24 protein-coding genes and 1 pseudogene are annotated in these 26,410 nt (G+C 66.9%); 18 read left to right on the forward strand and 7 right to left on the reverse strand.

The window, feature by feature from the left end:
• Positions 1 to 3 precede the first annotated feature (3 nt).
• Complete coding sequence (locus QMG28_RS07425; RefSeq protein WP_281841586.1) at positions 4 to 1,170, forward strand: MFS transporter; 1,167 nt, start codon at positions 4 to 6, stop codon at positions 1,168 to 1,170.
• On the opposite strand, the gene QMG28_RS07430 is transcribed toward QMG28_RS07425, so the two are convergent.
• The 5 genes from QMG28_RS07430 to QMG28_RS07450 all read right to left on the reverse strand — a co-directional run bounded on the left by QMG28_RS07430 (position 1,167) and on the right by QMG28_RS07450 (position 5,609).
• Positions 1,167 to 2,351 carry a vWA domain-containing protein gene (locus tag QMG28_RS07430; RefSeq protein ID WP_281841587.1) on the reverse strand — a complete coding sequence of 395 codons (1,185 nt, stop codon included), beginning with the start codon at positions 2,349 to 2,351 and terminating at the stop codon, positions 1,167 to 1,169. The genes QMG28_RS07425 and QMG28_RS07430 overlap by 4 nt on opposite strands.
• 104 nt (positions 2,352 to 2,455) lie before the next feature.
• Positions 2,456 to 2,617 carry a hypothetical protein gene (locus QMG28_RS07435; protein ID WP_281841588.1) on the reverse strand — a complete coding sequence of 54 codons (162 nt, stop codon included), beginning with the start codon at positions 2,615 to 2,617 and terminating at the stop codon, positions 2,456 to 2,458.
• Between the two features lie 39 nt (positions 2,618 to 2,656).
• On the reverse strand, positions 2,657 to 4,051 hold the full coding sequence (locus QMG28_RS07440) for a DUF2927 domain-containing protein (protein ID WP_281841589.1): 1,395 nt from the start codon (positions 4,049 to 4,051) through the stop codon (positions 2,657 to 2,659).
• Between the two features lie 5 nt (positions 4,052 to 4,056).
• Positions 4,057 to 4,509 carry a GNAT family N-acetyltransferase gene (locus QMG28_RS07445; protein ID WP_281841590.1) on the reverse strand — a complete coding sequence of 151 codons (453 nt, stop codon included), beginning with the start codon at positions 4,507 to 4,509 and terminating at the stop codon, positions 4,057 to 4,059.
• Positions 4,510 to 4,736: 227 nt separating this feature from the next.
• Positions 4,737 to 5,609: a helix-turn-helix transcriptional regulator gene (locus QMG28_RS07450; RefSeq protein ID WP_281841591.1), complete on the reverse strand. Its 873-nt coding sequence runs from the start codon at positions 5,607 to 5,609 to the stop codon at positions 4,737 to 4,739.
• 165 nt (positions 5,610 to 5,774) lie between these two features.
• On the opposite strand from QMG28_RS07450, the gene QMG28_RS07455 reads away from it, so the two are divergent.
• Positions 5,775 to 6,683 (forward strand): DMT family transporter, encoded by a 909-nt coding sequence (locus QMG28_RS07455; RefSeq protein ID WP_281841592.1) that lies wholly within the window; start codon positions 5,775 to 5,777, stop codon positions 6,681 to 6,683.
• Here the strand turns inward: QMG28_RS07455 and QMG28_RS07460 are convergent.
• Complete coding sequence (locus tag QMG28_RS07460) at positions 6,661 to 7,500, reverse strand: AAA family ATPase (RefSeq protein WP_281841593.1); 840 nt, start codon at positions 7,498 to 7,500, stop codon at positions 6,661 to 6,663. The genes QMG28_RS07455 and QMG28_RS07460 overlap by 23 nt on opposite strands.
• 319 nt (positions 7,501 to 7,819) lie before the next feature.
• On the opposite strand from QMG28_RS07460, the gene dksA reads away from it, so the two are divergent.
• The 12 genes from dksA to fabZ all read left to right on the forward strand — a co-directional run bounded on the left by dksA (position 7,820) and on the right by fabZ (position 19,162).
• The gene (gene dksA, locus QMG28_RS07465; RefSeq protein ID WP_281841594.1) at positions 7,820 to 8,242 is read left to right on the forward strand and encodes an RNA polymerase-binding protein DksA; all 423 of its coding nucleotides are present in this window, start codon (positions 7,820 to 7,822) and stop codon (positions 8,240 to 8,242) included.
• A 73-nt stretch (positions 8,243 to 8,315) separates the two neighbouring features.
• Positions 8,316 to 9,485 carry an FAD-dependent monooxygenase gene (locus QMG28_RS07470; RefSeq protein ID WP_281841595.1) on the forward strand — a complete coding sequence of 390 codons (1,170 nt, stop codon included), beginning with the start codon at positions 8,316 to 8,318 and terminating at the stop codon, positions 9,483 to 9,485.
• Between the two features lie 115 nt (positions 9,486 to 9,600).
• On the forward strand, positions 9,601 to 10,338 hold the full coding sequence (gene pyrH / locus QMG28_RS07475) for a UMP kinase (protein ID WP_281841596.1): 738 nt from the start codon (positions 9,601 to 9,603) through the stop codon (positions 10,336 to 10,338).
• 144 nt (positions 10,339 to 10,482) lie between these two features.
• Positions 10,483 to 11,046, forward strand: coding sequence for a ribosome recycling factor (frr, locus tag QMG28_RS07480; protein ID WP_281841597.1), 564 nt, complete (start codon positions 10,483 to 10,485; stop codon positions 11,044 to 11,046).
• 86 nt (positions 11,047 to 11,132) lie between these two features.
• Positions 11,133 to 11,858, forward strand: coding sequence for a polyprenyl diphosphate synthase (gene uppS / locus QMG28_RS07485; RefSeq protein ID WP_281841748.1), 726 nt, complete (start codon positions 11,133 to 11,135; stop codon positions 11,856 to 11,858).
• Positions 11,851 to 12,711, forward strand: coding sequence for a phosphatidate cytidylyltransferase (locus tag QMG28_RS07490; protein WP_281841598.1), 861 nt, complete (start codon positions 11,851 to 11,853; stop codon positions 12,709 to 12,711). Before uppS ends, QMG28_RS07490 begins: the two co-directional genes overlap by 8 nt.
• Positions 12,708 to 13,889 carry a 1-deoxy-D-xylulose-5-phosphate reductoisomerase gene (gene dxr, locus QMG28_RS07495; protein ID WP_281841599.1) on the forward strand — a complete coding sequence of 394 codons (1,182 nt, stop codon included), beginning with the start codon at positions 12,708 to 12,710 and terminating at the stop codon, positions 13,887 to 13,889. The genes QMG28_RS07490 and dxr overlap by 4 nt, the downstream gene beginning before the upstream one ends.
• Positions 13,890 to 13,910: 21 nt before the next feature.
• Entirely contained in the window at positions 13,911 to 15,251 is a 1,341-nt protein-coding gene (gene rseP / locus QMG28_RS07500) for an RIP metalloprotease RseP (RefSeq protein WP_281841600.1), read from the forward strand.
• A 123-nt stretch (positions 15,252 to 15,374) separates the two neighbouring features.
• Entirely contained in the window at positions 15,375 to 15,506 is a 132-nt protein-coding gene (locus QMG28_RS07505) for a hypothetical protein (RefSeq protein ID WP_281841601.1), read from the forward strand.
• A 162-nt stretch (positions 15,507 to 15,668) separates the two neighbouring features.
• Complete coding sequence (bamA, locus tag QMG28_RS07510) at positions 15,669 to 18,005, forward strand: outer membrane protein assembly factor BamA (protein WP_281841602.1); 2,337 nt, start codon at positions 15,669 to 15,671, stop codon at positions 18,003 to 18,005.
• Positions 18,006 to 18,054: 49 nt separating this feature from the next.
• Positions 18,055 to 18,657 (forward strand): OmpH/Skp family outer membrane protein, encoded by a 603-nt coding sequence (locus tag QMG28_RS07515; RefSeq protein WP_281841603.1) that lies wholly within the window; start codon positions 18,055 to 18,057, stop codon positions 18,655 to 18,657.
• Between the two features lie 37 nt (positions 18,658 to 18,694).
• Positions 18,695 to 19,162, forward strand: coding sequence for a 3-hydroxyacyl-ACP dehydratase FabZ (gene fabZ / locus QMG28_RS07520; protein ID WP_281841604.1), 468 nt, complete (start codon positions 18,695 to 18,697; stop codon positions 19,160 to 19,162).
• 67 nt (positions 19,163 to 19,229) lie between these two features.
• Here fabZ and mnmA read toward each other — a convergent pair whose 3' ends face one another.
• On the reverse strand, positions 19,230 to 20,378 hold the full coding sequence (gene mnmA, locus QMG28_RS07525; RefSeq protein ID WP_281841605.1) for a tRNA 2-thiouridine(34) synthase MnmA: 1,149 nt from the start codon (positions 20,376 to 20,378) through the stop codon (positions 19,230 to 19,232).
• Positions 20,379 to 20,504: 126 nt separating this feature from the next.
• Here mnmA and sciP point away from each other — a divergent pair.
• From sciP to recG, 4 genes and pseudogenes are all read left to right on the forward strand, one after another.
• Positions 20,505 to 20,784 (forward strand): annotated as a pseudogene (gene sciP / locus QMG28_RS07530) (CtrA inhibitor SciP).
• 95 nt (positions 20,785 to 20,879) lie between these two features.
• Positions 20,880 to 21,593 (forward strand): response regulator transcription factor CtrA, encoded by a 714-nt coding sequence (ctrA, locus tag QMG28_RS07535; protein WP_281841606.1) that lies wholly within the window; start codon positions 20,880 to 20,882, stop codon positions 21,591 to 21,593.
• Positions 21,594 to 21,827: 234 nt separating this feature from the next.
• On the forward strand, positions 21,828 to 24,257 hold the full coding sequence (ligA, locus tag QMG28_RS07540; RefSeq protein WP_434784431.1) for an NAD-dependent DNA ligase LigA: 2,430 nt from the start codon (positions 21,828 to 21,830) through the stop codon (positions 24,255 to 24,257).
• Entirely contained in the window at positions 24,254 to 26,344 is a 2,091-nt protein-coding gene (gene recG, locus QMG28_RS07545; RefSeq protein ID WP_281841607.1) for an ATP-dependent DNA helicase RecG, read from the forward strand. Before ligA ends, recG begins: the two co-directional genes overlap by 4 nt.
• Positions 26,345 to 26,410 lie beyond the last annotated feature (66 nt).

Below are 26,410 nucleotides of genomic sequence, written 5' to 3' on the forward strand. Positions count from 1 at the left end.
AGGATGCGACAGGGGCTTCCACGCGGTGTCTGGGCGCTTGGCCTCGTTTCGCTGTTCATGGATGTCTCGTCGGAGATGATCCATGCGCTTCTGCCGGTCTACCTGGTGTCGGGTCTCGGCGCGACGATGCTGGCGGTCGGGCTGATCGAAGGCATCGCCGAGGCGACGGCGCAGGTGGTGAAGGTGTTTTCCGGCGCGCTTTCCGACAGGATCGGGCGGCGCAAGCCGCTGGCGCTGGCGGGCTACGGGCTGGCGGCGCTGACCAAGCCGGTCTTTCCGCTCGCCGGCAGCCTTGGCTGGATCGTCGCCGCCCGCTTCGTCGACCGGGTGGGCAAGGGCATTCGCGGTGCGCCGCGCGATGCGCTGGTGGCCGATCTCACGCCCGAGGCGCGGCGCGGCGCGGCCTTCGGCCTGCGTCAGACGCTCGACACGGTGGGCGCCGTCCTCGGCCCGCTGATCGCCATCGCGCTGATGTGGCTCACCGCCGACAATATCCCGCTGGTCTTCTGGGCGGCGGTGCTGCCGGCGGTGATCGCGGTCGCGGTGCTGGTCGTCTGGGTCCGAGAGCCGCCCCGCACCGGCAGCCCGCCGGAGCGCGCGCCGCTGTCACGCGCGGCCATGGCCCGGCTCGGGCCGGCCTTCTGGGCCGTCACCGGCGTGGCGGCGCTGTTTGCGCTGGCGCGCTTCTCCGAGGCGTTCCTCGTACTCAAGGCCGACCATGCCGGGCTGACCACCGCACTGATCCCGCTGGTGCTGATCGTGATGAACGTGGTCTATGCGCTGGCGGCCTACCCGGCAGGGGCGTTGAGCGATGCCGTGGGCCGCGTGCCGGTGCTGGCGGTGGGCGTGGTGCTCCTGGTGGCGGGGGATCTGGCGATGGCGCTTGCGCCGGGGCTGGCGGGGGCCTTCGCGGGGATCGCGCTCTGGGGCGCGAGCATGGGCTTCACCCAGGGCGCCTTTGCCGCGATGGTGGCCGACACGGTGCCCGCCGCGTTGCGCGGCACCGGCTTTGGCGTGCTGAACCTCGCCACCGGCCTCGCCACGCTGGCCGCGAGCCTCGTCGCCGGGGTGCTGTGGGATGCGCTCGGCCCCTCGGCCACCTTCCTCGCCGGGGCGGGGCTGGGGCTGGCGGCGCTGATCGTTCTGCCGGTGGCGGCGCGGCGGCGTTAACGCCCGAGTTCACGCATCCCGCGGTCGATCCCGTCCAGCGTCATCGGCACCATCCGGCCCGCGAAGATCTGCTGCACCATCTCGATCGAGCGGGTGTAGCCCCAATGCGCCTCGGGCACCGGGTTGATCCAGAGGTGATCGGGCCAGGCCTCACGGGCGCGGTCAAGCCAGACCTGCCCGGATTCGGCGTTCCAATGCTCGTTGGCGCCGCCCGGCATGGCGATCTCGTAGGGGCTCATCGAGGCATCGCCGACAAAGATCGCCTTGTAGTCGGGGCCATAGGTGTGGAGCACGTCCCATGTTGGCGTCTGCTCGCTCCAGCGGCGGCGATTGTCACGCCACAGCCCTTCGTAGAGGCAATTGTGAAAGTAGTAATATTCGAGATGCTTGAACTCGGCCCGCGCCGCCGAGAACAGCTCTTCCACCACCTTCACATGCGGGTCCATCGAACCGCCGACATCGAGAAACAACAGCACCTTCACCGCATTGCGCCGCTCGGGCCGGGTCTTCACGTCGAGATAGCCATGCTCGGCGGTGGCGCGGATCGTGCCGTCGAGGTCCAGCTCTTCCGCCGCGCCGTCGCGCGCCCAGTTGCGCAGCCGTTTCAGCGCCACCTTGATATTCCGCGTGCCAAGCTCGACGCTGTCGTCGAGATTGCGGAACTCGCGCTTGTCCCAGACCTTTACCGCGCGCTGATGGCGGCTTTTCTCCTGCCCGATTCGGATACCCTCGGGGTTGTAGCCATGGGCGCCGAAGGGCGAGGTGCCGGCGGTGCCGATCCATTTCGAGCCGCCCTGATGCCGCTTCTTCTGCTCCTCAAGACGTTTCTTCAGCGTTTCCATGAGCTTGTCGAAGCCGCCTAAAGCCTCGATCTCGGCGCGTTCCTCCGCGCTGAGATGCGTCTCGGCGAGCTTTTCCAGCCAGTCGGCGGGCAGGTTGACGGCGTTCAGAACCTGGTCGATGGAGATCTCTTCCAGCCCCTTGAAGGCTTCCGCGAAGGCGCGGTCGAACTTGTCGAGATTGCGCTCGTCCTTCACCATCGCGGTGCGCGCGAGATAGTAGAACCCCTCGACATCATAGGTCACCAGCCCCGCGCTCATTCCGTCCAGAAAGGCGAGATATTCGCGCAAGGATACGGGCACCTTGTGGCTGCGCAGGGCGTCGAAAAAGGGCAGGAACATCGCGTGCCTCCGGTTGGCCGCAACCTTGCAGATGCGGCGGCGGCGGACAAGCCCGGCGTCTTCGGTCGTCAGAATTCCGGGCGCAGCGCGCCCACCGAGTCCCGTCAGCCGCGCGAGAGGAACACGGTCAGGAACAGCCCGATCACGGCAAAGGCCATCGCGTAGCCGGCGGCATATTGGGCGATGTCGAGCCCCTTGCCGCCGCGCGAGCGGGCCGTGAAGCCGCCGACCAGAGCGCCGAGGATGGCGAAGGCGAGAATGATCATGGCTCCGGCTCCCTCCGGGCGGGCGCCAGAAGCCCCGCTTTAGCTGTGACCGCCCGGTGAAATGGCGGCGATCTCGTCGAGCCGCGCGCCCACCCGGGCTTCGGAGCCGAACCCATAGCGTGCCCAGCCGAGGCTGTCGAGCCGGACAAGCTGCGCCTGAGCGTCGCGCCCGGACAGCTCCAGCGCCTCGGCCTTGATCATCATCAGGGTCGAGAGCAGGGCCGCGTTTTCGGCCTTGGTCACCGCGCCGAGATGATCGTCGACGATCCGGATCGCGGTGTCGGCATTGCCGAGCGACAGGGCGTGGGCGGCAAGCTGCACGCCCATATGGGCGGCCTGCAGCCGGGTCTCGGGCGAGGCGCCGTAGATCCGTTCGGCCTCGCGGAAGGCGGAGAGCGCGATATCGGCATTGGTGCTCAGATAGAGCCGGCCCATCGCGTAGAGCGAGAGGGCGAGCCGGGTGTCGCGCCAGTTATTGGCGCGGGCGAGGTCGACGGCGCGGCGCGCGGCAAGCTGGCGCGTGGCGATCGGGCCGGAGCCGCCCAGCGCGTCCTCGATCGCGTCTTTCCAGGCGCGCGGCGTCGGCGCGGCCAGGCGCGGCGTGCCGGTGCCGCCGGCCGGGTTCAGTCGCGCCAGGATGGCGGGCAGGCGGGCCGACACCTCGCTTCGGGTCATCCCCGAGGCGAGGTCGGGCGCGTAATAGGCGCGCAGGATCAGCATGTCGAACCCGGTCAGCACGGTATGGAAATTGTCGTCGTTGAAGACCGAATCCGACAGCCGGTAGAGGTCGTTCACCGGGCCGAGGGCCTGGGCGATCTCTTCATGCAGGCAATCGCGCATTTCCTGCGGGCTGACATCGCCGGGGATGAACACGGCCATGCGCTCGCGGGTGGTGAGCCGGGTCCAGTCGGTCTGCACGGTGCCGCGGACCGATTGGTATTCGGCCCAGCTCGACACGTTCGGCGCCACGAAACAGGCGGCCTGCGGCACCAGCGCCTGCAGCGCGCGCTTGGTGATCACCTCGACGGTGATCGCGGCGGGCGCATTGGCCGAGGTCTGGCGAATGTCGATCCCGGCTTCGGCGCGCAGGCGGCGCAGGAGCCGGTCGAGGTCATGATCCAGCGCCGCCGATGCGCGGCCCGTCACCCGGATCGAGACCGGGCCTTCGAATCGGGTCAGCACCGGCAGGCTGCGGCCGCTTTCGAGCGCGAAGGCGAGGTCAAGAAAGTCGCCCGCGATGGCCGCGTTGGAGCGGGTCGGGCGGGTGATCCCGGAGCTGGCAAAGGCCTTCATCGGCGGAAGCTCCGCCGGCAGCGCAACTTGCCGTGACGTCACTTCACGTGTCGCCACTTCCCCTTGCGGCGCGTTGGCGGCACAGCCCGCCAGCCCCAGGATCGCGATCGCCCCCACGATCGACCGGAAAGACGTGTTCATCGTATCTACCCCCGTTGATACTTGATGAACGGTGTCACCCTCCCGATCCGGTCGTAGAGCTCGCGTGCCTTTTTGTTGAAGTGCTGCGTCATCCAGTAGACGGCGGGCGCCCCCTTGCGATCGGCGGCGGCATAGACCGCCTCGATCAGCGCCCGCCCCACGCCCCGGCCCCTTGCATCCGGGTCAGCGTAGAGATCCTGCAGATAACACACGTCTTCGATCTTCCAGTTGTGGCGGTGGAAGATGTAATGCACGAGCCCGACAGGGCGGCCGCCATCGGTTGCGATCAGGCCGAACTGGGGTTCATCATCCGAGAGAAGCCGCGAAAAGGTGGTCAGGTACACCTCGTCGTCCACTTCCGTCTCGTAGAACGCCAGGTAGGCCCGCCACAGGCGGCGCCACTGGGGCTCGTCAGCTCGCGTCAACGAACGGACGGTCAGATTGGTATTGTCTCCCAAGGCAATACACTCACCGTTCACGCCCCCCCAGGCAGGTTCAGGGGTAGGCCACATTTCGCCGTGTGGGAAGCGGAAATCTGGCGCAAATGGGGCGAAAAACGGGCTGTTTCCGGAATGGAGACAATCGGCCCGCAAGATGTGGTGGCCGGTGTTGGGCAGGGCACTAGGCGGGCGCGGAAATGGGGCGGAAATGTGGCGAAGAATGGGGCGGAGCCGAATCGTTGTCGTCAGGGTCTGGCGGCGGCGGCAGCCCCGAGGGCCCGGCGATAGGCGCCCGGCGTCATGCCGGTGCCGTCGCGGAAACTGCGGCTGAAATGGCTCTGGTTGGCATAGCCGCAGGCCGCCGCGACCTGCGCCAGCGGTTCGCCGTCCCGGATGAGCGCCTTGGCCCGCGCCACGCGCCGGTGCGCGATCCAGGCTTGCGGCGAAACCCCGAACCGGGTGCGGAAAGCCCGGTGCAGGTGAAAGGCGCTCAGCCCGGCCTCGGTGCCGAGGTCGGCCAGCCGGATCGGCGTGTCGAGATGCGCCTCGATGAAGTCACGCAGCCGCCGGGCGGTGCGCGGCGCCAGCCCGCCGCCCAGCGCCGGCGCGGGCCGGGCGAGGCCGGCGTGCCGGGTGAAGAACACGGTGACAAGTTCGGCCGCCGCCGCCTCGGCTTGCAGCGCATCGCCGGTGCGCAGGGCGCTGGCAAGGGCGCGGAACGGCGCGGTGAGGGCAGGGATCGTCGCATAGGTCAGATCCTCGACCGGCATCAGCCGTGCGTCGCGGTCGAAGGTCTCGGCATAGCTGCGCCGCAGCGCCGCGTCGGGCAGGTAGAGATGCACGAATTCAAACGCGCCGGTGATGTCCCAGTCCGAGCTCTGTCCCTCCGGCAGCACGCTGACGGCGCCGGGGTGGCCGTGCACCGGCCTGATATCGGTGCGCCAGGTGCCGTCGCCGCCCTCGAGGTAGTAGCTGAAGGTATGGCCCAGCGGCGCGGTGTAGCGCACCTCGTCGCTGCGGTTGGTCCAGATCGCGGCGGACAGGCCAAAGCCGAGATCGGCCCGCGCCGTCATCTCGGCATGGGGCGAGGCGCTGAGAAATGTGGAGACGGGGCGCATCGGGCGGGCTTCTGTCGGGTCGGGTCGCGTGTTGGCGGCAAGCTAGCCGCTCGCGCCGCCGGGCAAAAGCGTCGAAAAGTGCGGGCCCGGACGATTTGCGCAAGATCGTGCAAAACCAGGCCCGCGACGCGCGCTAGGGTGGCGCGACGCAACGAAAGGCTTGCCATGTCTGCCGCCAATCTCGGTCTGTTCATCGCCACAGTGCTGATCTGGGGCTCCACCTGGCTTGCCATCACCTTCCAGGTCGGCCCGGTGCCGGTGCCGGTGCCGGTCTCGGTGTTCTACCGCTTCGCGCTGGCGGGGGCGGTGTTCGTCGCCGGGCTGGCGCTCATGGGGCGGCTGCACCTGCCGCCACGCCGCCACCAACCGTGGATCGTGGCGCAGGCGCTGATGTTGTTCAGCCTCAATTTCCTGTGTTTCTACGCCGCCACCGCCTATGTGCCCTCTGGCCTCGTCTCGGTGATCTTCTCGCTGGCGACGATCTTCAACGCGCTGAACGCCCGGCTGTTCTTCGGCGACCGGATCACCGCGCGGGTGCTCGTCGCGGGCGCGCTCGGCGGTGCCGGGATCGCGCTGCTGTTCGGGCCCGACATTCTCGGCAGCGCCGGGCCGGGCGCGGCAAAGGGGATCGGGCTCGCCACGCTGGGCACGCTGTTCTTTTCGCTCGGCAACATGGTCTCGCGCCGCAACAGCGCGGCGGGGCTGTCGCCGGTGACGGCGAATGCCTGGGGCATGGTCTATGGCGCGGCGATCCTGCTGGCTATCCTTGCCGTCACCGGCACAGCCCCGGTGATGCCGCCCGGCGGGCGCTACCTCGCGGCGCTGGTCTATCTCTCGGTGATCGGCTCGATCGTCGGCTTCACCACCTACCTGTTGCTGGTGGCGCGGATCGGTTCTTCGGGCGCGGCCTATGCGACGGTGCTGTTCCCCATCGTAGCCCTCGGGTTGTCGACCCTGTTCGAAGGCTATCGCTGGCACTGGAGTGGCGTGCTCGGCCTCGCGCTGGCACTGGCGGGCAACGCGGTGATGTTCGCCCACGCCCGCCCCGCGATCACCGCTCGCGCCGCGCCATGAAGGCCAGCCGCTCGAACAGGTGCACGTCCTGCTCGTTCTTCAGCAGCGCGCCGTGCAGCCGGGGCAGGGCGGTGGTGGCGTCGCGCCTGAGATCGTCGGCGTCGAGATCCTCGGCCAGCAGCAGCTTCAGCCAGTCGAGCACCTCCGAGGTGGAGGGCTTCTTCTTCAGCCCGGCCTGTTCGCGGATTTCGTAGAACTGGGTGAGCGCCGTGGTCAGCAGCCGCTCCTTGATGCCGGGATGATGCACCTCGACGATGGCCTTCATCACCTCCATGTCGGGGAAGCGGATATAGTGGAAAAAGCAGCGGCGCAGGAAGGCGTCGGGCAGCTCCTTTTCGTTGTTCGAGGTGATGATGACCACGGGGCGATGCGCCGCGCGCACCGTCTCGCCGGTCTCATAGACGTGGAATTCCATCCGGTCGAGCTCCTGCAACAGATCGTTGGGAAACTCGATATCGGCCTTGTCGATCTCGTCGATCAGCAGCACCACCCGCTCGCCCGCCTCGAAAGCCTGCCAGAGCTTGCCCTTGCGGATGTAGTTGGCCACGTCATGGACGCGCTCGTCGCCAAGCTGGCTGTCGCGCAGCCGGCTCACCGCGTCGTATTCGTAAAGCCCCTGCTGGGCGCGGGTGGTGGATTTGATGTGCCACTCGATGATCTCCATCCCGAGCGCCTGCGCCACCTGCCGGGCCAGCTCCGTCTTGCCGGTGCCGGGCTCGCCCTTTACGAGCAACGGGCGTTCGAGCGTCACCGCCGCGTTGACGGCGACGGTCAGGTCTTCGGTGGCGATGTAGGTGTCGGTGCTGGCAAAAGTCATGGGAACCCCTTTGGCTCATTTGGTAGGCGCAGCCGCGCGGCATGGCAAGCGCCCAGCCTGTGGCGCCGCTGCAACCCCGCATGTAATCCGCCGAACGCTTTTTTGATTTCCTTGGTTATTTCGCAATTTGGCCCAGTTTTCAGCGCACAAGTGCGGCCAGCCGCGGGGCCGCCCGGGGGGCGAACCGTCGCGGGCACGCTTTGTGTAGTGACAACCTGGGGGCGGTGGGCTAAAGGGGCGCGCAGGAGGGAACCGGATGGCCGAGACGAGTGAATCGATTGAGAAAACCGAGGTCGCCGGCGAGCATAAGGAGCCAGGGATGAAAGCGGAAACTTTCCTGCCGGACGATTACCGTCCTGCCGAGGACGAGCCGTTCATGAACGACCGACAACTCGAATATTTCCGCCGCAAGCTGCTGGCCTGGAAGGCCGAGTTGCTGGATGACAGCAAGCACACGATCGAGGGATTGCAGGAAGCCACCCGCAACATTCCCGATCTGGCCGACCGCGCCTCGGAAGAGACCGACCGGGCGCTGGAACTGCGCACCCGCGACCGGCAGCGCAAGCTCGTCGCCAAGATCGACGCGGCGCTGCGCCGGATCGAAGAGGGCGAATACGGCTATTGCGAGGAAACCGGCGAGCCGATCTCGCTCAAGCGCCTCGATGCCCGCCCGATCGCCACGCTGAGCCTCGAAGCGCAGGAGCGCCACGAGCGCCGCGAAAAGGTGCATCGGGACGATTGAGCCGATGGCGATGTAGGATCATGTGAGGCACCGGGGCGGCGACGCTCCGGTGTTTTTGTATCGGGGGGACGACATGCTGATTGGGCAGGAGATCACCGTTCTGGGTGGCGGCATCGGCGGCTTTGCCGCGGCCACGGCGCTGGCCGCGCGCGGGGCGAAGGTGACGGTGCTGGAGCAGGCGCCGGAGATCGGCGAGGTGGGCGCGGGATTGCAGATCAGCCCCAATGGCGTGGCGGTGCTCGATGCGCTCGGCCTCGGCGCCACGGCGCGGGCGCGGTCGATGGCGAGCCGGGCGGTGGTGCTCGCCGATGGCCCCTCGGGCCGCGAGGTGGTGCGGATGGATCTGGCGGGGCTGCGCCCGGGCAAGGATTTTCTGCTGTTCCACCGCGCCGATCTGCTGGGCCTGCTGGAAGAGGCGGCGCGGGCGGCGGGCGTACAGGTCGAGACCGGGGCGCAGGTGACCCGTGTCGATCTCGGCCCGCAATCGACGCTGATCGAGATCGAGGGGCAGGGCAGCCGCGAGGCGGGTTTTGTCGTCGGCGCGGACGGGCTGCATTCACTGTTGCGGGTGGCGCTGAACGGCGTGCGCAAACCCTTCTTCACCGGGCAGGTGGCCTGGCGTGCGCTGGTGCCCGCCGAGGGCGGCGAGCCGGTGGAGGCGCGGGTCTGGATGGGGCCGGGGCGCCACCTTGTGCATTATCCGCTGCGCGGCGGCTCGATCGTCAATATCGTCGCCGTCGAGGAGCGCGCGGCCTGGGCCGACGAGGGCTGGCATCACCGCGACGATCCCGACAATCTGCGCACCGCCTTCGCGGGCTTTGCCCGGCCCGTGCGCGATCTGCTGGCGCGGGTCGACAAGGTGCATCTGTGGGGGCTTCACCGCCACCCGGTGGCCGATCAGTGGCACAAGGGCCGTGCGGCGATCCTCGGCGACGCGGCGCATCCGACGCTGCCCTTCATGGCACAGGGTGCGGTGATGGCGCTGGAAGATGCCTGGGTGCTGGCTGACGCGCTCGGGGTCGCCGGGATCGACGAAGGACCGGCGCTCTATCAGGCGCGGCGGCGTCACCGTGTGGTCAATGTCATCGAGGCGGCCAACGGCAATGCGCGCAACTACCATTACGCCAACCCGCTCCTGCGCGCTTTGGGGCATACGGCGCTGCGCCTGGCCAACCGCGCCGCGCCCGACCGGGTGCTTGGCCGGTTCGACTGGATCTACGACCACGACGTGACCCGGGCATGAACGCGCGCCGTTTCTCAGGTTCTGGCTAGGCCCGCGCCATTCGCGCATTGAACCCGGCCGCGTTTTCCGACATTTTGCGGCCCAGCGAATTCCACCCCCAAGACATGGCGGACCTATGACCGAAACCACCCCCGACGCCCCGCAACCGACATATAAGCGCGTGATGCTGAAAATCTCGGGCGAGGCGCTGATGGGGCCGCAGGGCTACGGCCTGCATCCGCCCACAGTTCAGCGCATTGCCCGCGAGGTGCAGGCGGTGCACGATCTGGGCGTTGAGATCTGCATGGTGATCGGGGGCGGCAACATCTTCCGGGGGCTTGCGGGCTCGGCGCAGGGGATGGAACGCACCACCGCCGATTACATGGGGATGCTGGCGACCGTGATGAACGCGCTGGCGATGCAATCGGCGCTGGAGGGCCTGGGCGTGTTTACCCGGGTCATCACCGCGATCCGGATGGACGAGGTGGCAGAGCCCTATATTCGCCGCCGCGCGGTACGCCATCTTGAGAAGAAGCGGGTGGTGATCTTTGCCGCCGGCACCGGCAACCCCTATTTCACCACCGACACAGCCGCCACTTTGCGCGCTTCGGAAATGGCCTGCGAGGCGATCTTCAAGGGCACCAAGGTGGACGGGGTCTACGACAAGGACCCCAACAAGTTCGACGACGCCAAGCGCTACGAGACCGTCACCTATGACGAGGCGCTGGCCAAGCGGCTCGGGGTGATGGATGCCTCGGCCATCGCGCTGGCGCGCGACAATCACCTGCCGATCATCGTCTTCTCGCTCGACGAGCCGGGCGGCTTGCGCACCATTCTCGCGGGCGACGGCACCTATACCACCGTGAAGGGCTGATCCGCGGCGGGCAGGGGGCGGCGCGCGCAAATCCGCCGCGCGCCGGGAAAACACCCGCTCCGCACCCGCCGAGGCTATACATTCGAACTGCATTGACGCTATACCTCGCGCGGAACACGCGAGCGGCAACAGAAGGGCAAACCCATGTCGACCGAAGAGTTTGAACTGGATCTCGACGATCTTGAGCGCCGGATGAAAGGTGCGCTCGATGCGCTGAAATACGAATTTCAGGGCCTGCGCACCGGTCGGGCCTCGGCCTCGATGGTCGAGCCGATCTCGGTCGATGCCTATGGCGCGATCACGCCGATCAACCAGGTCGGCACCGTGAACGTGCCCGAGCCGCGCCTCGTCACCATCAATGTGTGGGACAAGTCGCTGGTCCAGAAGGTTGAAAAGGCGATCATGGAATCGGGTCTCGGGATCAATCCGCAGACCAATGGCACGATCATCATGCTGCCGATCCCCGAGCTCAACGAAGAGCGCCGGCGCGAGCTGACCAAGGTCGCCGCGCAATATGCCGAGCAGGCCCGCGTGGCGGTGCGCAACGTGCGCCATCACGGCATGGACCAGCTCAAGCGCGGCAAGGAAGGGATGTCGGACGACGACCACAAGTTCTGGCAGGATTCGATCCAGGAACTGACCGACACCTATGTCGGCCATGTCGACAAGATGCTGGAACACAAACAGGAAGAAATCATGCAGGTCTGACGCGGCTACGCGTCGGGACACGGCAGGAGAGACATGTGATCAAAGGTATCGGCAGCAAGGGCAAGGCAAAGGCGCGCGGCAAGGCCGTGGCGGCGGAGCCTCTCGCGGCAGGTCCGCGCCACGTTGCAATCATCATGGACGGCAATGGCCGCTGGGCCCAGCAGCGTGGCCGCCCACGGCTGTTCGGCCACCATGCCGGCGCCAAGCGGGTGCGCGAGATCGTCGAGGCCTGCCCCGATCTCGGGGTGAAATACGTCACCATCTTCGCCTTCTCGACCGAGAACTGGAAGCGCACCCAGACCGAGGTGGCGGGGCTGATGAGCCTGTTCCGCCGCTATATCCAGAAAGAAGCGCGCGACATGAAGGAAGAGGGCGTGCGCGTCCGCTTCATCGGCGACCGCGTGAAGCTCGACAAGGCGCTGGTCAAGCTGATGGACGAGCTTGAGGAATTCACCTCCGAATGCGACCGGGTGAACCTGACCATCGCCATCAATTACGGCGGGCGCGACGAGGTGGCCCGCGCCACCAAGCGGCTGGCCGAAGACGTGGCGGCGGGCAAGCTCGACCCCGAGAGCATCGACGAGGAAACCCTGCCGAAATACCTCGATACCTGCCTGCTGCCGGACCCCGACCTGGTGATCCGCACCTCGGGCGAGGCACGGATTTCCAACTTCCTGCTCTGGCAATCGGCCTATGCGGAATACGAGTTCATCGAGACGCTCTGGCCCGATTTCACCGCCGAGATCTTTGCCGGGATCGTGTCCAGCTACGCCGGGCGCGACCGCCGCTTCGGCGGGGTGAAGAATGGCTGACACCCCTTCCGCCTGGTCGGATCTGTCCACCCGTGTGATGTCTGCCGTGGCGATGGTGGCCGTCGTCGCGCTGGCGCTGGCGGCGGGTGGCGTGGTGTGGAGCCTGTTCGCCCTGCTCGTCACCTTCGTGATGTTCTGGGAGCTGGCGGCTTTGTGCCGGCCGGGAATCGGCGGCGTTCGCCGGATCGCGCTGGCGCTGTCGCCTGTGCTTCTGCCGCTGGCGCTGGCCGTGGCGCTCTGGGGCGGCCTTGGCGTGCCGCCTCCGGGCGAGGGGGCGATGCTGGCCGATGCGCTTGCCGGGCGTCTCGGCGCCGGGCTCGCCATCGGGCTCGCCCTGCCGCTCCTCGCCGGGGCCGTGCTTCTGAATGGCGGGCGGCTGATCTGGGCGGGCTATGGGCTGATGGTGCTGATCGGCGCGCTCTACCTCGTCTTCGCCTATCTGGAATTCGACGTGATCGGCGTTGTCGTTCTGGTGGTGATCGTGGCGATCTCCGACATTCTCGGTTATTTCGCGGGCCGCCTGATCGGCGGGCCGAAATTCTGGCCGCGTGTGAGCCCGAAGAAAACATGGTCGGGCACGGTGGCGGGCTGGGTCGGGGCGGCGCTGTTCGGCTGGTTCGTGCTGGGTCAGCAGGGCACACCGCTTGCCGGGGCCGCCGCCGCTGTCGGCCTCGCCTTTGCCGGGCAGATGGGCGACATCGCCGAAAGCGCGATGAAGCGCCGGGTCGGGGTGAAGGACAGTTCTGCCCTCATCCCCGGCCATGGCGGCTTTCTCGACCGGCTCGACGCTCTGGTCGCTGCCTCGGCGCTGGCCGGCATCCTTACCTTTGCCTATGTAATCTGGACGTCATGACCCGCCGCATCTCCATATTCGGCTCGACCGGCTCCATCGGCCTGTCCACCATCGACCTGATCGCCCGTGACCCGGAGGCTTTCGAGGTCGTGGCGCTGACGGGCGGGCATAACATCGCCCGGCTCGCCGAACAGGCCCGTGCCCTGAAGGCGCAGGTGGCGGTGACGGCGCATGAGGAAAACCTGCCCGAGTTGCGCGACGCGCTCGCGGGCACCGGCATCGAGGCCGCCGCCGGCGAAGCCGCCATCGAAGAGGCCGCGCGCCGCCCCGCCGATTGGGTGATGTCGGCCATCGTCGGCGCCGCCGGCCTGCCGCCGGGCCTCGCCGCGCTGGAAGAGGGCGCGACTCTGGCGCTCGCCAACAAGGAAAGCCTCGTCACCGCCGGGCCGCTGGTGCTGGCCACCGTCGAGGCCAACAAGGCCAAAGGTGCGCGCCTTTTGCCGGTGGACAGCGAGCATTCGGCGGTATTCCAGGGCCTGGTGGGCGAAGAGATGGACGCGGTTGAGCGGATCATCATCACCGCCTCGGGCGGCGCCTTTCGCGACTGGCCGATCGAAAAGCTGGCGGACGCGACGCTGGAACAGGCATCGAGCCACCCGAACTGGGATATGGGCCAGCGGATCACCATCGATTCGGCGTCGATGTTCAATAAGGCGCTGGAACTGATTGAAACCAAGGAATATTTCGGCGTCTCACCCGACAGGATCGAGGTGCTGGTGCATCCGCAATCGCTGGTGCATGCGCTGGTGGGCTTCAATGACGGGGCGCTGATGGCCCATGTCGGCCCCGCCGATATGCGCCATGCCATCGGCTATGCGCTGAACTGGCCCGACCGCAAGGCGCTGCCCGTCGAGCGGCTCGATCTTGCCGCCATCGGCCAGCTCGAATTTCGCGCCCCCGACGAGCGGCGCTGGCCGGCGCTGAGGCTGGCGCGCGAGGTGATGGCAGAGGGCGGGCTTTCGGGCGCGGTGTTCAATGCCGCCAAGGAAGCGGCGCTCGACGGGTTCATCGCGGGCCGGATCAACTTCGTGCGGATGTCGGAGCTGGTGGAAGAGGTGCTCACGAAATTGTCGGGCGATTCCAGCCTTATTCATGCCGATATTACCCTTGATAACGTGCGCGCGGCCGACCAGATGGCCCGCAAGACCGCGAAAGACATGATTGAAGCCGGGGCCTGAGCCCGGACGAAGGAGCAGTTGATGGACCTGGGCAGCCTGATCCCGTCATTCGGAAACCTGACGCTGACGCTGATTGCGTTTCTGCTGGCGCTGATTCCCATCGTGTTCATCCACGAGCTTGGGCATTACCTCGTCGGCCGCTGGTCGGGGATCAAGGCGGATGTGTTCTCGATCGGCGCCGGGCCGGTGCTGGTGAGCCGGATGGACAAGCGCGGTACGCGCTGGCAGATCGCCGCGCTGCCGGTGGGCGGCTATGTGCGCTTTCACGGCGATGCCAATGCCGCCTCCGGCTCGGCTGATACCGGAGCGTTGTCGCAGATGGATGCCGCCGAGCGCCGCTCGACCCTCCACGGCGCGCCGCTCTGGGCGCGGGCGGCCACCGTTGCTGCCGGACCGATCACCAATTTCATCTTCTCGGCGGTGATTTTCGCCGCGATCGCGCTCTATTCCGGCGTGGCCAGCGATCCGCTCACGGTGGCGGAACTGAAGCCGGTGGCCGGTGTCGAGGGCACGCTGGAGCCGGGCGACGAGATCGTCGCCATCGACGGCCAGGCGATCCCGCCGCTGGCCGAATTCGGCGATTTCGTCGCCGGATTGCCGAATGAAAGCCCGCTCGACTGGACGGTGCGCCGGGGTGGTGCCGAGATCACCCTGCAGGCACTGCATCCGCAGCCGCCCATCGTCGACAGCGTGATGCCGCAATCGGCGGCCTTCGATGCCGGGCTTGAGCCGGGCGATCTGATCGAGACGGTGAACGGCACCCCGATCGCGACCTTCACCGATCTGCAGGCGATTGTCGAAGCCGGAGGGGGGGCACCGCTGACGCTGGGGGTCAACCGCGGCGGCGCGGCGCTGGACATCACCCTGACACCGCTGCCCCGGGATCTGCCCACCGCCGATGGCGGCTACGAAACCCGCTGGCTGATCGGCATCGGCGGCGGTCTCGTCTTCGAGCCGGCGACCGAGAATCCGGGCCTCTGGGCCTCGGCGAAGGGCGGGGTGGATACCGTCGCCTATATCATCGAGGCGTCGATTTCCGGCATCTGGCACATGGTGACCGGCGCGATTTCGAGCTGCAATCTGCGCGGGGTGATCACCATCGCCGAAACCTCCGGCGAAGCGGCGAGCCAGGGCTCGGCCAGCTTTCTGTGGTTCGTGGCGGTTCTGTCCACGGCGGTGGGGCTGCTCAACCTGTTCCCGATCCCGGTGCTCGATGGGGGCCATCTGATGTTTCACGCCTGGGAAGCGGTGACCGGCCGCGCGCCCTCCGACAAGGCTCTGAATTTCCTCACGATGATCGGGCTGGCGCTGGTGCTGGGCATCATGGTGCTGGGCCTCGCCAACGATCTGCTCTGCCCGTAACATAGGCTGCAGGCTACCGCGCCGGGGCGCCATCAAAATGCCCCATTACGGCAACCCTGCCGCCATATTCGATTCCTAGATATGTGTTGAACGGCTTTCGTCCATCCAAGAGCAGAGGTCGACATGGAACAGATCGAACACAGCTATCGCGGGCTTTCGCTCCTGATGAATCTGAACTGGGATCGCCTGCTCTATGGCGCGACCATCGCCTTTGCGCTCGCGGCGGGCGCCTATGTCGGGACATTGCTCAACTGAGCCCCGCCACGGCCCGGTGCGACGGGCCTGTGAACAGCATCGGATTGGCACCTATGGGCGCGGGGCAACACCCCCGCGCCCAATGCTTTTCACGTTTTGACTCTTGGAGTTATTCCCGGTATCGACACAAGGGACTGGGATGCTTGCGCGGGTGATAACTAGATGACGTATAAAGAGCAGCACGTCGCGGCCAAACTAAGGTTGCAGTCCACCACCTTCCTCAAGCCGGCCATCGTGGCGGCTTTTATGGGGATTTCAACCACTTCGGCGCTTTTGCCGACAGTGGCGGCGGCGCAGACCTATTCGTTCACCGCCGTGCAGATCGAAGGGCTCGACGCGATCGAGGCCGACACGGTGATGACCTATCTCGGATTCGGCCGTGGCGAACCGGTGAGCGCGGCGGAACTGAACGACGCCTATAAGCGCCTCGTGGCCTCGGGCCTGTTCGACACCGTGACCGTCGATCCGCGTGGCTCGACGCTGGTGGTCAAGGTCGCCGAATTCCCGTTGATCAACCGCATCAACATCGAGGGCAACAAGGCCCTGAAGGACGATCAGCTTCTCGCGCTGCTGCAATCGCAACCGCGCTATGTGTTCAACCCGGCGACCGCCGAGCAGGACGCCGAGACCATCGCCCAGGCCTATGCCGACAAGGGCCGGATCGCCGCCCAGGTGGAGCCCGTCATCATTCGCCGGGCGCAGAACCGCGTCGACCTCGTCTTCGAGGTGGTCGAGGGCAAGAACACCGAGATCGAGCGCATCACCTTCACCGGCAACCGCGCCTTCTCCGATGCCCGCCTGCGCCGGGTCATCGGCTCGAAACAGGCCGGCATCCTTCGCTTCTTCGTCAGCGCCGATACGTTCGATCCGGGCCGTGTCGAGTTCGACAAACAGCTTCTCGCCGATTTCTACGCCTCGCGCGGCTATGTCGATTTCGACGCCGTGGCGGTGACCTCGGAAGTCGCGCCGCAGGAAGACGGCTATTTCGTCACCTACGAGATTCGCGAGGGCCAGCAATTCTCCTTCGGCGCGATCAGCACCGCGACCGAGGTCGAGGGCATCGACCCGGCGGCCTTCGAGGGGCTGGCGCGCATCCGCGAAGGGGCGACCTACAACCCCGCCGTGGTCGACCGCGCCACCGCGCGGATGGAGAAGCAGCTCCAGCAGGACGGCTATGGCTTCGTCCGCGTCGATCCGCGCATCACCCGCAACGAGCGCGACGGCACGCTCGATATCGCCTTCACCATCGTGCGCGGTCCGCGCATCGTGGTCGAACGGATCGACATCGAGGGCAACGAAACCACGCTCGACCGCGTGGTGCGCCAGCAATTCACCACCGTCGAGGGCGATCCGTTCAACCCGCGCGCCATCCGCGCCGCGGCGGAGCGCATCCGCGCGCTCGGCTATTTCGCCAATGTCGATGTGCAGGCGCGCGAGGGATCGTCCAGCGACAGCGTGATCGTCGATGTGAACGTGGAAGAGCAGGGCACGGGCGCCTTCTCCTTCGGCGCGACCTATGCGCTGGGGCAGGGCTTCGGCTTCATGCTCGCCTTCTCCGAGACCAACTTCCTCGGCCGGGGCCAGTATCTGAACCTCGAATTCTCCGGCGGGCTCGACAACCGCAACTATGCCGTCTCCTTCGCCGAGCCGAACCTGTTCGGCCGCGATCTGCGCCTCGGCTTCTCGGGCTTCTACAACCAGACCACCTGGCAGGAAGGGCTGTTCGACAGCCGCCAGTTCGCGGTTGAGCCGAGCCTCGAATTCCCGCTGTCGGAAACCGGGCGCCTGCGGGTGTTGGGCGGCGTCGAGGGCGCGGAAGTGATGAACTATGTCGGCAACTCGCCGACGATGCTGGCCGAGCAGGCGCGCGGCTTCCAGTATGGTGGATATGCCGGCGCGAAATACAGCTTCGACACCCGCCGCAACGGCCTTGGGAATCCGACGAATTTCTACGGCGAAGTCGCCGGCACGGTGGGCGGCCTCGGGGCCGACAGCCAATATGCCAAGGCGACGGCGCTGGCCAACGTGACCACCACCGCGATCAACGATTCGATCACCCTTTCGGCCACGGTCGAAGGCGGGATGATCCGGACGATGTCGGGGGCGGGCACCCGGGTGACCGACCGCTTCATGATGTCGCCCGACGATGTGCTGGGCTTCGGCTCCTACGGCATGGGTCCGCGCGATCTGGCGGCGGCCGATGACGATGCGCTTGGCGGCAATTACTACGGCGCGGCGCGGCTGGAAGCGCGCTTCCCGATCGGGTTGCCGGAGGAATACAACATCACCGGCGGCGTGTTCGTGCATGCGGGCTCGGTCTGGGGGCTCGACAATTCGCCGGGCGTGGATGACGATCTGTATATCCGCGCCTCGGGCGGTGCCGCGCTGTACTGGGAAACGCCCATCGGACCGCTGCGCTTCTCCTATGCCTATCCGTTCATGAAAGAAGCCTACGACGTGGAGCAGCGCTTCGGCGTATCCATCTCGACGGGCTTCTGAGCGGGGCGCCATCATGGGCGTCGCACGGAGCAAATTTCTTGCGATTGCAATGCTTTGCGCGGCGATCTTCGTGGTTGCCGCGCCCGGTATGGCGCGGGCGCAGGAGTTGGGCCGCATCGTTTCGCCGATCCTCACCATCGACCGCGACAGGCTGTTTTCCGGCACGCTTTTCGGCCAGCGGGTGAACCGCGAGCTGGAGGCGGAATCGAACGCAATGGCGGCAGAGACCCGCGCCATCGAAGCGGCGCTGGAAGACGAGGAACAGCAGCTCACCGAGCAGCGCCCGACGCTTTCAACCGAAGAATTTCGCAGTCTTGCCAATGCCTTCGATGAGAAGGTTCAATCGCTTCGGGCGCAACGCGAACAGGCTGAGTCGGGCTTGCGCGACCGCATCGAGGCGGCGCAGGCGGAGTTCTTCGACGAAATCGGCCCGATCCTCGGCGCGATGGTGCGTGCCCGTGGCGCGGTGATGATCCTCGACCGCCGCGCAATCCTGCTGGCCGCCACCGATATCGACATCACCGACGAGGCGATTGCCCAGATCGACGCGGTTCTGGGCGAGGGCACCCCGATCGGCAATGATGGCCCCGGCGAGACCGAGGCCCCCGCACCTGACGGGAACGAGACACCCCAGGACACCGACGCGCAGTGAAGCCGCGCCTGCAGACCACGACGAGGAGACATCCCGGATGACCGACATTCCCACCACGGCCGATATCGACCTGATCAAGCGTTGCATCCCGCATCGCTACCCGTTCCTCTTCATCGACCGGGTGGAAGACATCGTGGCGAATGAAAGCGCGGTGGGGATCAAGATGGTCACGGTCAACGAGCCGCATTTCCAGGGTCATTTTCCGGCGGCGCCGATCATGCCCGGGGTGACCATCGTCGAGGCGATGGCGCAGACTTCGGCGGTGATGGTCGCCCTCTCGCTCGATCTCGTCGACAAGGAAGTGCTTGTTTATTTCATGGGGATCGACGGGGTGAAGTTCCGCCGCAAGGTGGTGCCTGGCGATGTGCTGCGGATGGACATCACCACGCTGCGCGGCGGCCCCGGCTCGAAAGTCTGGAAGTTTTCCGGCAAGGCCACGGTCGACGGGCAGGTGGCCTGTCAGGCCGAGTTCTCGGCGATGATCGACCTGTCAGGCGGCGCCTGACGCAGGGGAAGGGCGAAATCTTTCTAAGATTTCGCCCCGGTTTCTTACCAAGAAACCGGGATTCTCGTCAGCGCCCCGCCCAGATCCAGCCGCCACCGAAGACGCGGCTGCCCTCGGGGGCGTAAAACACGCAAGCCTGCCCGGGGCTCACGCCTTCCTCCGGGGTGAGCAGTTCCACCTCCGCCTCGGTCTCGGAGAGCGGGCGCAGGATCGCCTCGCGCGGCGGGCGGGTGGAGCGGACCTTCACGCTCAGATGCCATTCGGCCTGCGAGGTGAAGGGCGCATCGCCGAGCCAGTTGATCTCGCGCACCGGCACGATCCGGGTGGCGAGCATCTCTTTCGGGCCGACGATCACCTGCCGGTTTTCCACGTCGAGCCTGACCACGTAGAGCGGATCGGCCAGCCCGCCGATACCCAGCCCCCGGCGCTGGCCGATCGTGTAATGGATCACGCCATCATGCGTGCCGAGCACCCGGCCATCGGCATGAACGATCTCGCCCGGCTCCGCAGCCCCCGGGCGCAGCTTTTCGATCACGCCGGCATAATTGCCGTCGGGGACGAAGCAGATATCCTGGCTGTCGGGCTTGTCGGCCACGTCGAGGCCGAATTTACGCGCCAGCGCCCGGGTCTCGTCCTTGGTTTTCAGATGGCCGAGCGGGAAGCGCAGGAAGGCAAGCTGCTCCGGCGTGGTCGAGAACAGAAAGTAGCTCTGGTCGCGGTTCGGGTCGGCGGCGCGGTGCAATTCCGGCCCGCGCGCGCCCTCGAAACGCTGGATGTAATGCCCGGTGGCCATGCAATCGGCATCAAGATCGCGCGCGGTCGCCAGCAGATCCTTGAACTTCACCCGCTCGTTGCAGCGGATGCAGGGCACCGGGGTGGCGCCGCCAAGGTAGCTGTCGGCGAATTCCTCGATCACCGCTTCCTTGAAGATGTTCTCGTAATCCAGCACGTAATGCGGAAAGCCCATCTCTTCGGCGACGCGGCGGGCATCGTGAATGTCGATCCCGGCGCAGCAGGCGTTTTTCTTGGCCAGCGCGGCGCCGTGATCGTAAAGCTGGAGCGTGACGCCGACCACGTCATAGCCTTCGTCCTTCAGCATCGCCGCCACAACCGACGAATCGACCCCGCCCGACATCGCCACCACCACGCGCGTATCCGCCGGGCTCTTGGCGAAACCGAGCGAGTTCAGGGGGGTATCGGTGAGTGTTGCCGTCATGATCCTGGCCGCGTGCATAGGAGAAGGACGCAATATAGGAAAATTCGACGCAACAACAAGGCCGGGCTTCACCCTCCGTTAAGCCCGATCCGCCATCGTGCCGGGCGCAGAGCACGAGGCAAAGTGATGTATCTGAAAAAAGTCGATGGCCCGCGCGCGGTGCGCCTGGCCGATGGAACGGTGATGACCCGCGCCGATCTTCCCCCCGGCCGACACCCGCCGCTGGGTGGCCAGCCGCAAGGCCGCCGTGGTGCGCGGGGTGGCGGCCGGGCTGATCGGCGAGGCGGAAGCGCTGAAAACTTACGGGCTGTCGGAAGAGGAATTCGCCGGCTGGCGGGCGGCGGTGGCGCAGCATGGCGAGGCAGCGCTGAAGGCCACGGCGGTGCAGCGATATAGACAACCATAGGTAGTATTCGCTAAAAGTTCCGCAACGGTAACGTGCCGTTAACCTTTACCGTCCAAGGTGTTCATCGACCGAACGGAAATCTGCGGAGACAAAACATGCGCATCCTGCTCGTGGAAGATGACCCCACCACCTCGCGCTCGATCGAGCTCATGCTGACCCATGCGAACCTGAATGTCTACTCGACGGACCTTGGGGAAGAGGGGATCGACCTGGCCAAGCTCTACGATTACGATCTGATCCTGCTCGATCTGAACCTGCCCGACATGAACGGCCTTGAGGTGCTGCGCCAGCTTCGCGCCGCGCGCATCGCCACGCCGATCCTGATCCTCACCGGCTCCGACGATACCGAAGACAAGCTCAAGGGCTTCGGCTTCGGCGCCGACGATTACATGACCAAGCCCTTCCACCGCGAGGAGCTGGTGGCGCGCATTCATGCCATCATCCGCCGCTCCAAGGGCCATTCGCAGGCGGTGATCTCGACCGGGAAGGTCGCGGTCAATCTCGACGCGAAATCGGTCGAGGTCGAGGGCAAGCAGGTGCATCTGACCGGCAAGGAATACCAGATGCTGGAGCTGCTGAGCCTGCGCAAGGGCACCACGCTGACCAAGGAGATGTTTCTCAACCATCTCTATGGCGGGATGGACGAGCCGGAGCTGAAGATCATCGACGTGTTCATCTGCAAGCTGCGCAAGAAGCTCGCCACCGCCACCGGCGGCGACAATTACATCGAAACGGTCTGGGGCCGGGGCTATGTGCTGCGCGACCCGGAACCGGAGATGATGGACAGCCCGCTCGCCCTCGGCGCCTGACGGACCGAAACCCGTTCCCTCCCGGCCCGGCATGCGCGCGAGCGGTGCCGGGCCACCCCCGCCCGGATGGGCGGTGATCCGGCAGATCGGTCCCCGGCTTTGCCGCCCGCGCGCGCCATCACCAGGCCGTGCCCGGCGCGACGACCCGCCTGCCACCGCTTGCCGGCGGTTCCGTCTGGACGGGGCGCAAGCCGCGGCCTAAACCGGAAAGACAGCGACAGCCGGGGGGATGACGTGGCCGGAACAGGGTTTGAAACCACCGCCGTCGAGGCATTGGACGAACAGGCGGCCGAAGCCGAGCTGGCGCGGCTCGCCGCGCTGATCGCGCGCGCCAACCGTGCCTATCATACCGAGGACGCGCCGGAGATTTCCGATGCGGAATATGATGCGGCCCGGCAGCGGAACGCCGCGATCGAGGCGCGCTTTCCCGCGCTGAAACGGGCCGACAGCCCGTCGGAGCAGGTCGGTGCCGCGCTTGCCGAGGGCTTCGGCAAGGTGCGCCACGCGGTGCGGATGCTCTCGCTCGCCAATGTGTTCAGTGACGAAGAACTGCGCGATTTCGACGACAGCGTGCGCAGCTTTCTCGGCCTCGGCGCCGATGCGCCGCTCGCCTATACCGCCGAGCCCAAGATTGACGGGCTCTCGCTGTCGCTGCGTTATGAGAACGGGCGGCTGGTGCAGGCCGCCACGCGCGGCGATGGCAGCGAGGGCGAGAACGTCACCGCCAATGCCCGCACGATTGCCGGAATCCCGCAACAGATCGCCGATGCGCCGGAGCTTCTGGAGGTGCGCGGCGAGGTCTATATGAGCCACGAAGATTTCGCCGCGCTCAATGCCCGCCAGGAGGCGGCGGGGCAGAAAACCTTCGCCAATCCGCGCAACGCCGCCGCCGGCAGCCTGCGCCAGCTCGATGCGAGCGTGACGGCCGCCCGCCCGCTGAAATTCTTCGCCTATGCCTGGGGTGCGCTTTCCGAACCGCTGGCCGAGAGCCAGTCCGCCGCCATCGCCCGGCTCGCCGGGTTCGGCTTTACGGTGAACCCGCTCACCAGGCTCTGCCACAGCACCGATGAGATGCTCGCCCATTACGCCGCGATCGAGGCGCAACGCGCGACCTTGCCCTACGATATCGACGGCGTGGTCTACAAGGTCGACGACCTCGCGCTGCAGGCCCGGCTCGGCTTCCGCTCGACCACGCCCCGCTGGGCCATCGCCCACAAATTCCCCGCCGAAAAGGCCTGGACCTGGCTTGAGGGGATCGACATTCAGGTCGGCCGCACCGGCGCGCTCAGCCCGGTGGCGCGGCTGCATCCGGTCACGGTCGGCGGCGTGGTGGTGTCGAACGCCACCCTGCACAATGAGGATTACATCGCCGGGCGGGATTCGAAAGGCAACGAGATCCGTGGCGGCAAGGATATCCGGATCGGCGACTGGGTGCAGGTCTACCGCGCCGGCGACGTGATCCCGAAAGTGGCGGATGTGGACCTTGCCAGGCGCCCGAAAACCGCCGCGCCCTACACCTTTCCCCATCTGTGCCCGGAATGCGGCTCGGACGCGGTGCGCGAAGAGGGCGATGCGGTGCGCCGCTGCACCGGCGGCCTGATCTGCCCGGCGCAGGCGGTGGAAAAGCTCAAGCATTTCGTCTCGCGCGGCGCTTTCGATATCGAGGGGCTGGGGGCCAAGCAGGTGGAATATTTCTACTATACCTGCCGCATCTCGGAACCCGCCGACATTTTCCGCCTGCAAGAGCGCGACGGCGACCCCGACCGGCTCACCGCCGATCCGCGCGACCGGATCGAGCGCCAGCTTGCCGATCCCGAGCGCGGGGCGGAGCTTCTGGACAGGCTCGCCGAGATGCTGCGCAGTTCCGGCGTGCCGGTGGAGGACGATAACGCCGATCATGTGATCGCCGGTATCCGCCACCTCGCCGGCAAGCCGCTGGCGCAGGTCAAGGGCTGGGGTGAGAAATCGGCGCAGAACCTCTTCGCCGCCATCGGGGAGCGCCGCCGCATCCCCTTCGGCAAGCTGCTCTTCGGCCTCGGCATCCGCCATGTGGGGGAAGTGGTGGCCGGCGATCTCGCCCGCCATTACGGCACATGGGCCGCCTTCATCGCCGCGCTCGATGCCGCCGGACCGGCGGGGGAACGCCATCTCGCCGCAGGCGCGGCGGTGGAGGAGGAACGGGCGGCAGCGGCGCATGAGGGGCGGCGCGCGCGGATTTCGGAGACCGAAAAGAGCGTGTGGGAGGCCGGGCCGGCGCTGCCCGAGGGTGCGCGCGCGGCCTGGGACGAGCTGGTGGGCATCGACGGGATCGGCGTGGCGGTGGCATCCGCACTGGTGACCACCTTCCACCAGAAGGCCGAGCGCGCCTCGATCGACCGGCTGGCGGACGAGCTTGAGGTGATCGCGGCGGAACAGCCCGATACCGAAGGCAGCCCGGTGGCGGGCAAAACGCTCGTCTTCACCGGCACGCTTGAGAAGATGACCCGCGCCGAGGCCAAGGTGCGGGCCGAAGCGCTCGGGGCCAAGGTGGCGGGCTCGGTGAGCGCGAAGACCGATCTGCTGATCGCCGGGCCGGGGGCCGGATCGAAGGCGAAGAAGGCGGCCGAACTTGGCGTCGAAACCATCGACGAGGACGGCTGGCTCGTCCTCATCGGCGACGCATGACCGGGCGGCCGGAAATCCTGTTTCCGCTCTTCGCGGCGCTTGAAACGCTGGGCGGCGTGGGCGCGAAAACCGCGCAGGCCTTTGCCGGGCTGGGCATCGAACTGCCGCGCGATCTGTTGTTTTCCTTGCCTTATTCCGGGGTCGACCGGCGCTTTCGCGCTTCGGTGCAGGAGGTGGTGGCGCCCGCCACGGTGACCGTAGAGGTCGAGGTGGGCCAGCACATCCCGCCACGCAGCCGCAACGGCCCCTACCGGGTGGAGGTGCGCGACACGCTCACCACCTTTCAGCTCGTCTTCTTCCACGCGGCGGGCGACTGGCTGCAAAAGCAGCTTCCCACCGGCCAGCGCCGGGTGGTCTCGGGCAAGGTCGAGCTGTTCGACGGCATCGCCCAGATCGTCCATCCCGATTACATTCTGCGCCCCGGCCAGGCCGAGCAGATCCCCGATTTCGAGCCGGTCTATCACCTTACCGCCGGCGTCACCCAGCGGCTGATGCTGCGCGCGGTGGGCGAGGTGCTGATGCGGGTCAAACCGCTCGACGAATGGATTGACCCGAACCTGCTGGAGCGCGAGCACTGGCCGGCCTGGAACAAGGCGGTGACCATCGCCCATGCCCCGGAGGGCCCCGACGATCTCAGCCCGCAGGCCCCGGCGCGACGCCGGCTGGCCTATGACGAGTTCTTCGCCCACCAGCTTACCCTTGCGCTGGCCCGCCAGCGGGTGCGGCGCGGCAAGGGCCGGGTGAGCCAGGGCGACGGGCATCTGCGCGCCAAGGTGCTCGCCGCGCTACCCTACCGGCCCACCGCCGCACAGGAGCGCGCGATGGAGGAGATCGCCGCCGATATGGGCGGGGGCCTCAGGATGAACCGGCTGTTGCAGGGCGATGTCGGCGCGGGCAAGACGCTGGTGGCCTTCCTGTCGCTGCTGGTCGCCGTCGAGGCCGGCGGGCAGGGGGTGATGATGGCGCCCACCGAGATCCTCGCCCGTCAGCACTTTGCCGCGCTCCGCCCGCTGGCCGAGGCCGCAGAGGTGGTGGTGGAAATGCTCACCGGGCGCGACAAGGGCCGCGAGCGCGCGGCGAAGCTGGAGGCGCTGGCGCGGGGCGATATCCATATCCTGGTCGGCACCCATGCGGTGTTTCAGGACGATGTGGATTACCACGATCTGCGCCTTGCCATCGTTGACGAACAGCACCGCTTCGGCGTGGCCGAGCGGATGCGTCTCGGCGCCAAGGGGCAGGTGACGGATGTGCTGGTGATGACGGCCACGCCGATCCCGCGCTCGCTGGCGCTGGCGCAATATGGCGATATGGATGTGAGCGTGCTCGACGAAAAGCCGCCGGGACGCAAGCCGATCGCCACCGCCATGGTCTCGACCGGCCGGATCGGCGAGGTGGTGGAGCGGCTGCGCGCCGCCATCGCCGAGGGGCGGCAGGCCTATTGGGTCTGCCCGCTGGTCGAGGAAAGCGAGCTGAGCGAACTGACCGCCGCCGAAGAACGCTTCAGGATGCTGCGCGCGGAGCTTGGCGAGGGGGTTGTCGGGCTGGTCCACGGGCAATTGCCCACGGCGGAGAAAGATGCGGCGATGGCCGGTTTTGAGCGGGGCGACACCTCTGTGCTGGTCGCCACGACGGTGATCGAGGTGGGGGTGGACGTGCCGAACGCCTCGATCATGGTGATCGAGCGGGCCGAGCATTTCGGCCTTGCCCAGCTTCACCAGTTGCGCGGGCGCGTCGGGCGGGGGCAGGCGGCCTCGACCTGCCTCTTGATGTATCAGCCGCCGCTCACCGAGGGCGGCGAGCGCCGTCTCGGCATCCTGCGCGAGACCGAAGATGGCTTCCGCATCGCCGAGGAAGATCTGGCCATGCGCGGCGCGGGCGATCTGATCGGCACGGCGCAATCGGGCCTGCCGCGCTTCTGGGTGGGCGATCTGGAGACGCAGGCGGCGCTGATGGCGGTGGCCCAGACCGACGCGCGCAACCTGCTCCGGGAAGATCCCGGCCTGACCTCGAAGCGCGGCGAGGCGGCCCGCGTGCTGCTCTGGCTGATGCGGCAAGACGAGGCGATCCGTTTGATTTCAATCGGTTAGGCTCGGAAGAACAAAAAGTTCGCTTTTGTTCTTAAAAAGTTCTTTACAGACGGGCGGGATTTGTGA

It is taken from the genome of Sinisalibacter aestuarii (assembly GCF_027923545.1).
GTDB lineage: Bacteria > Pseudomonadota > Alphaproteobacteria > Rhodobacterales > Rhodobacteraceae > Sinisalibacter > Sinisalibacter aestuarii.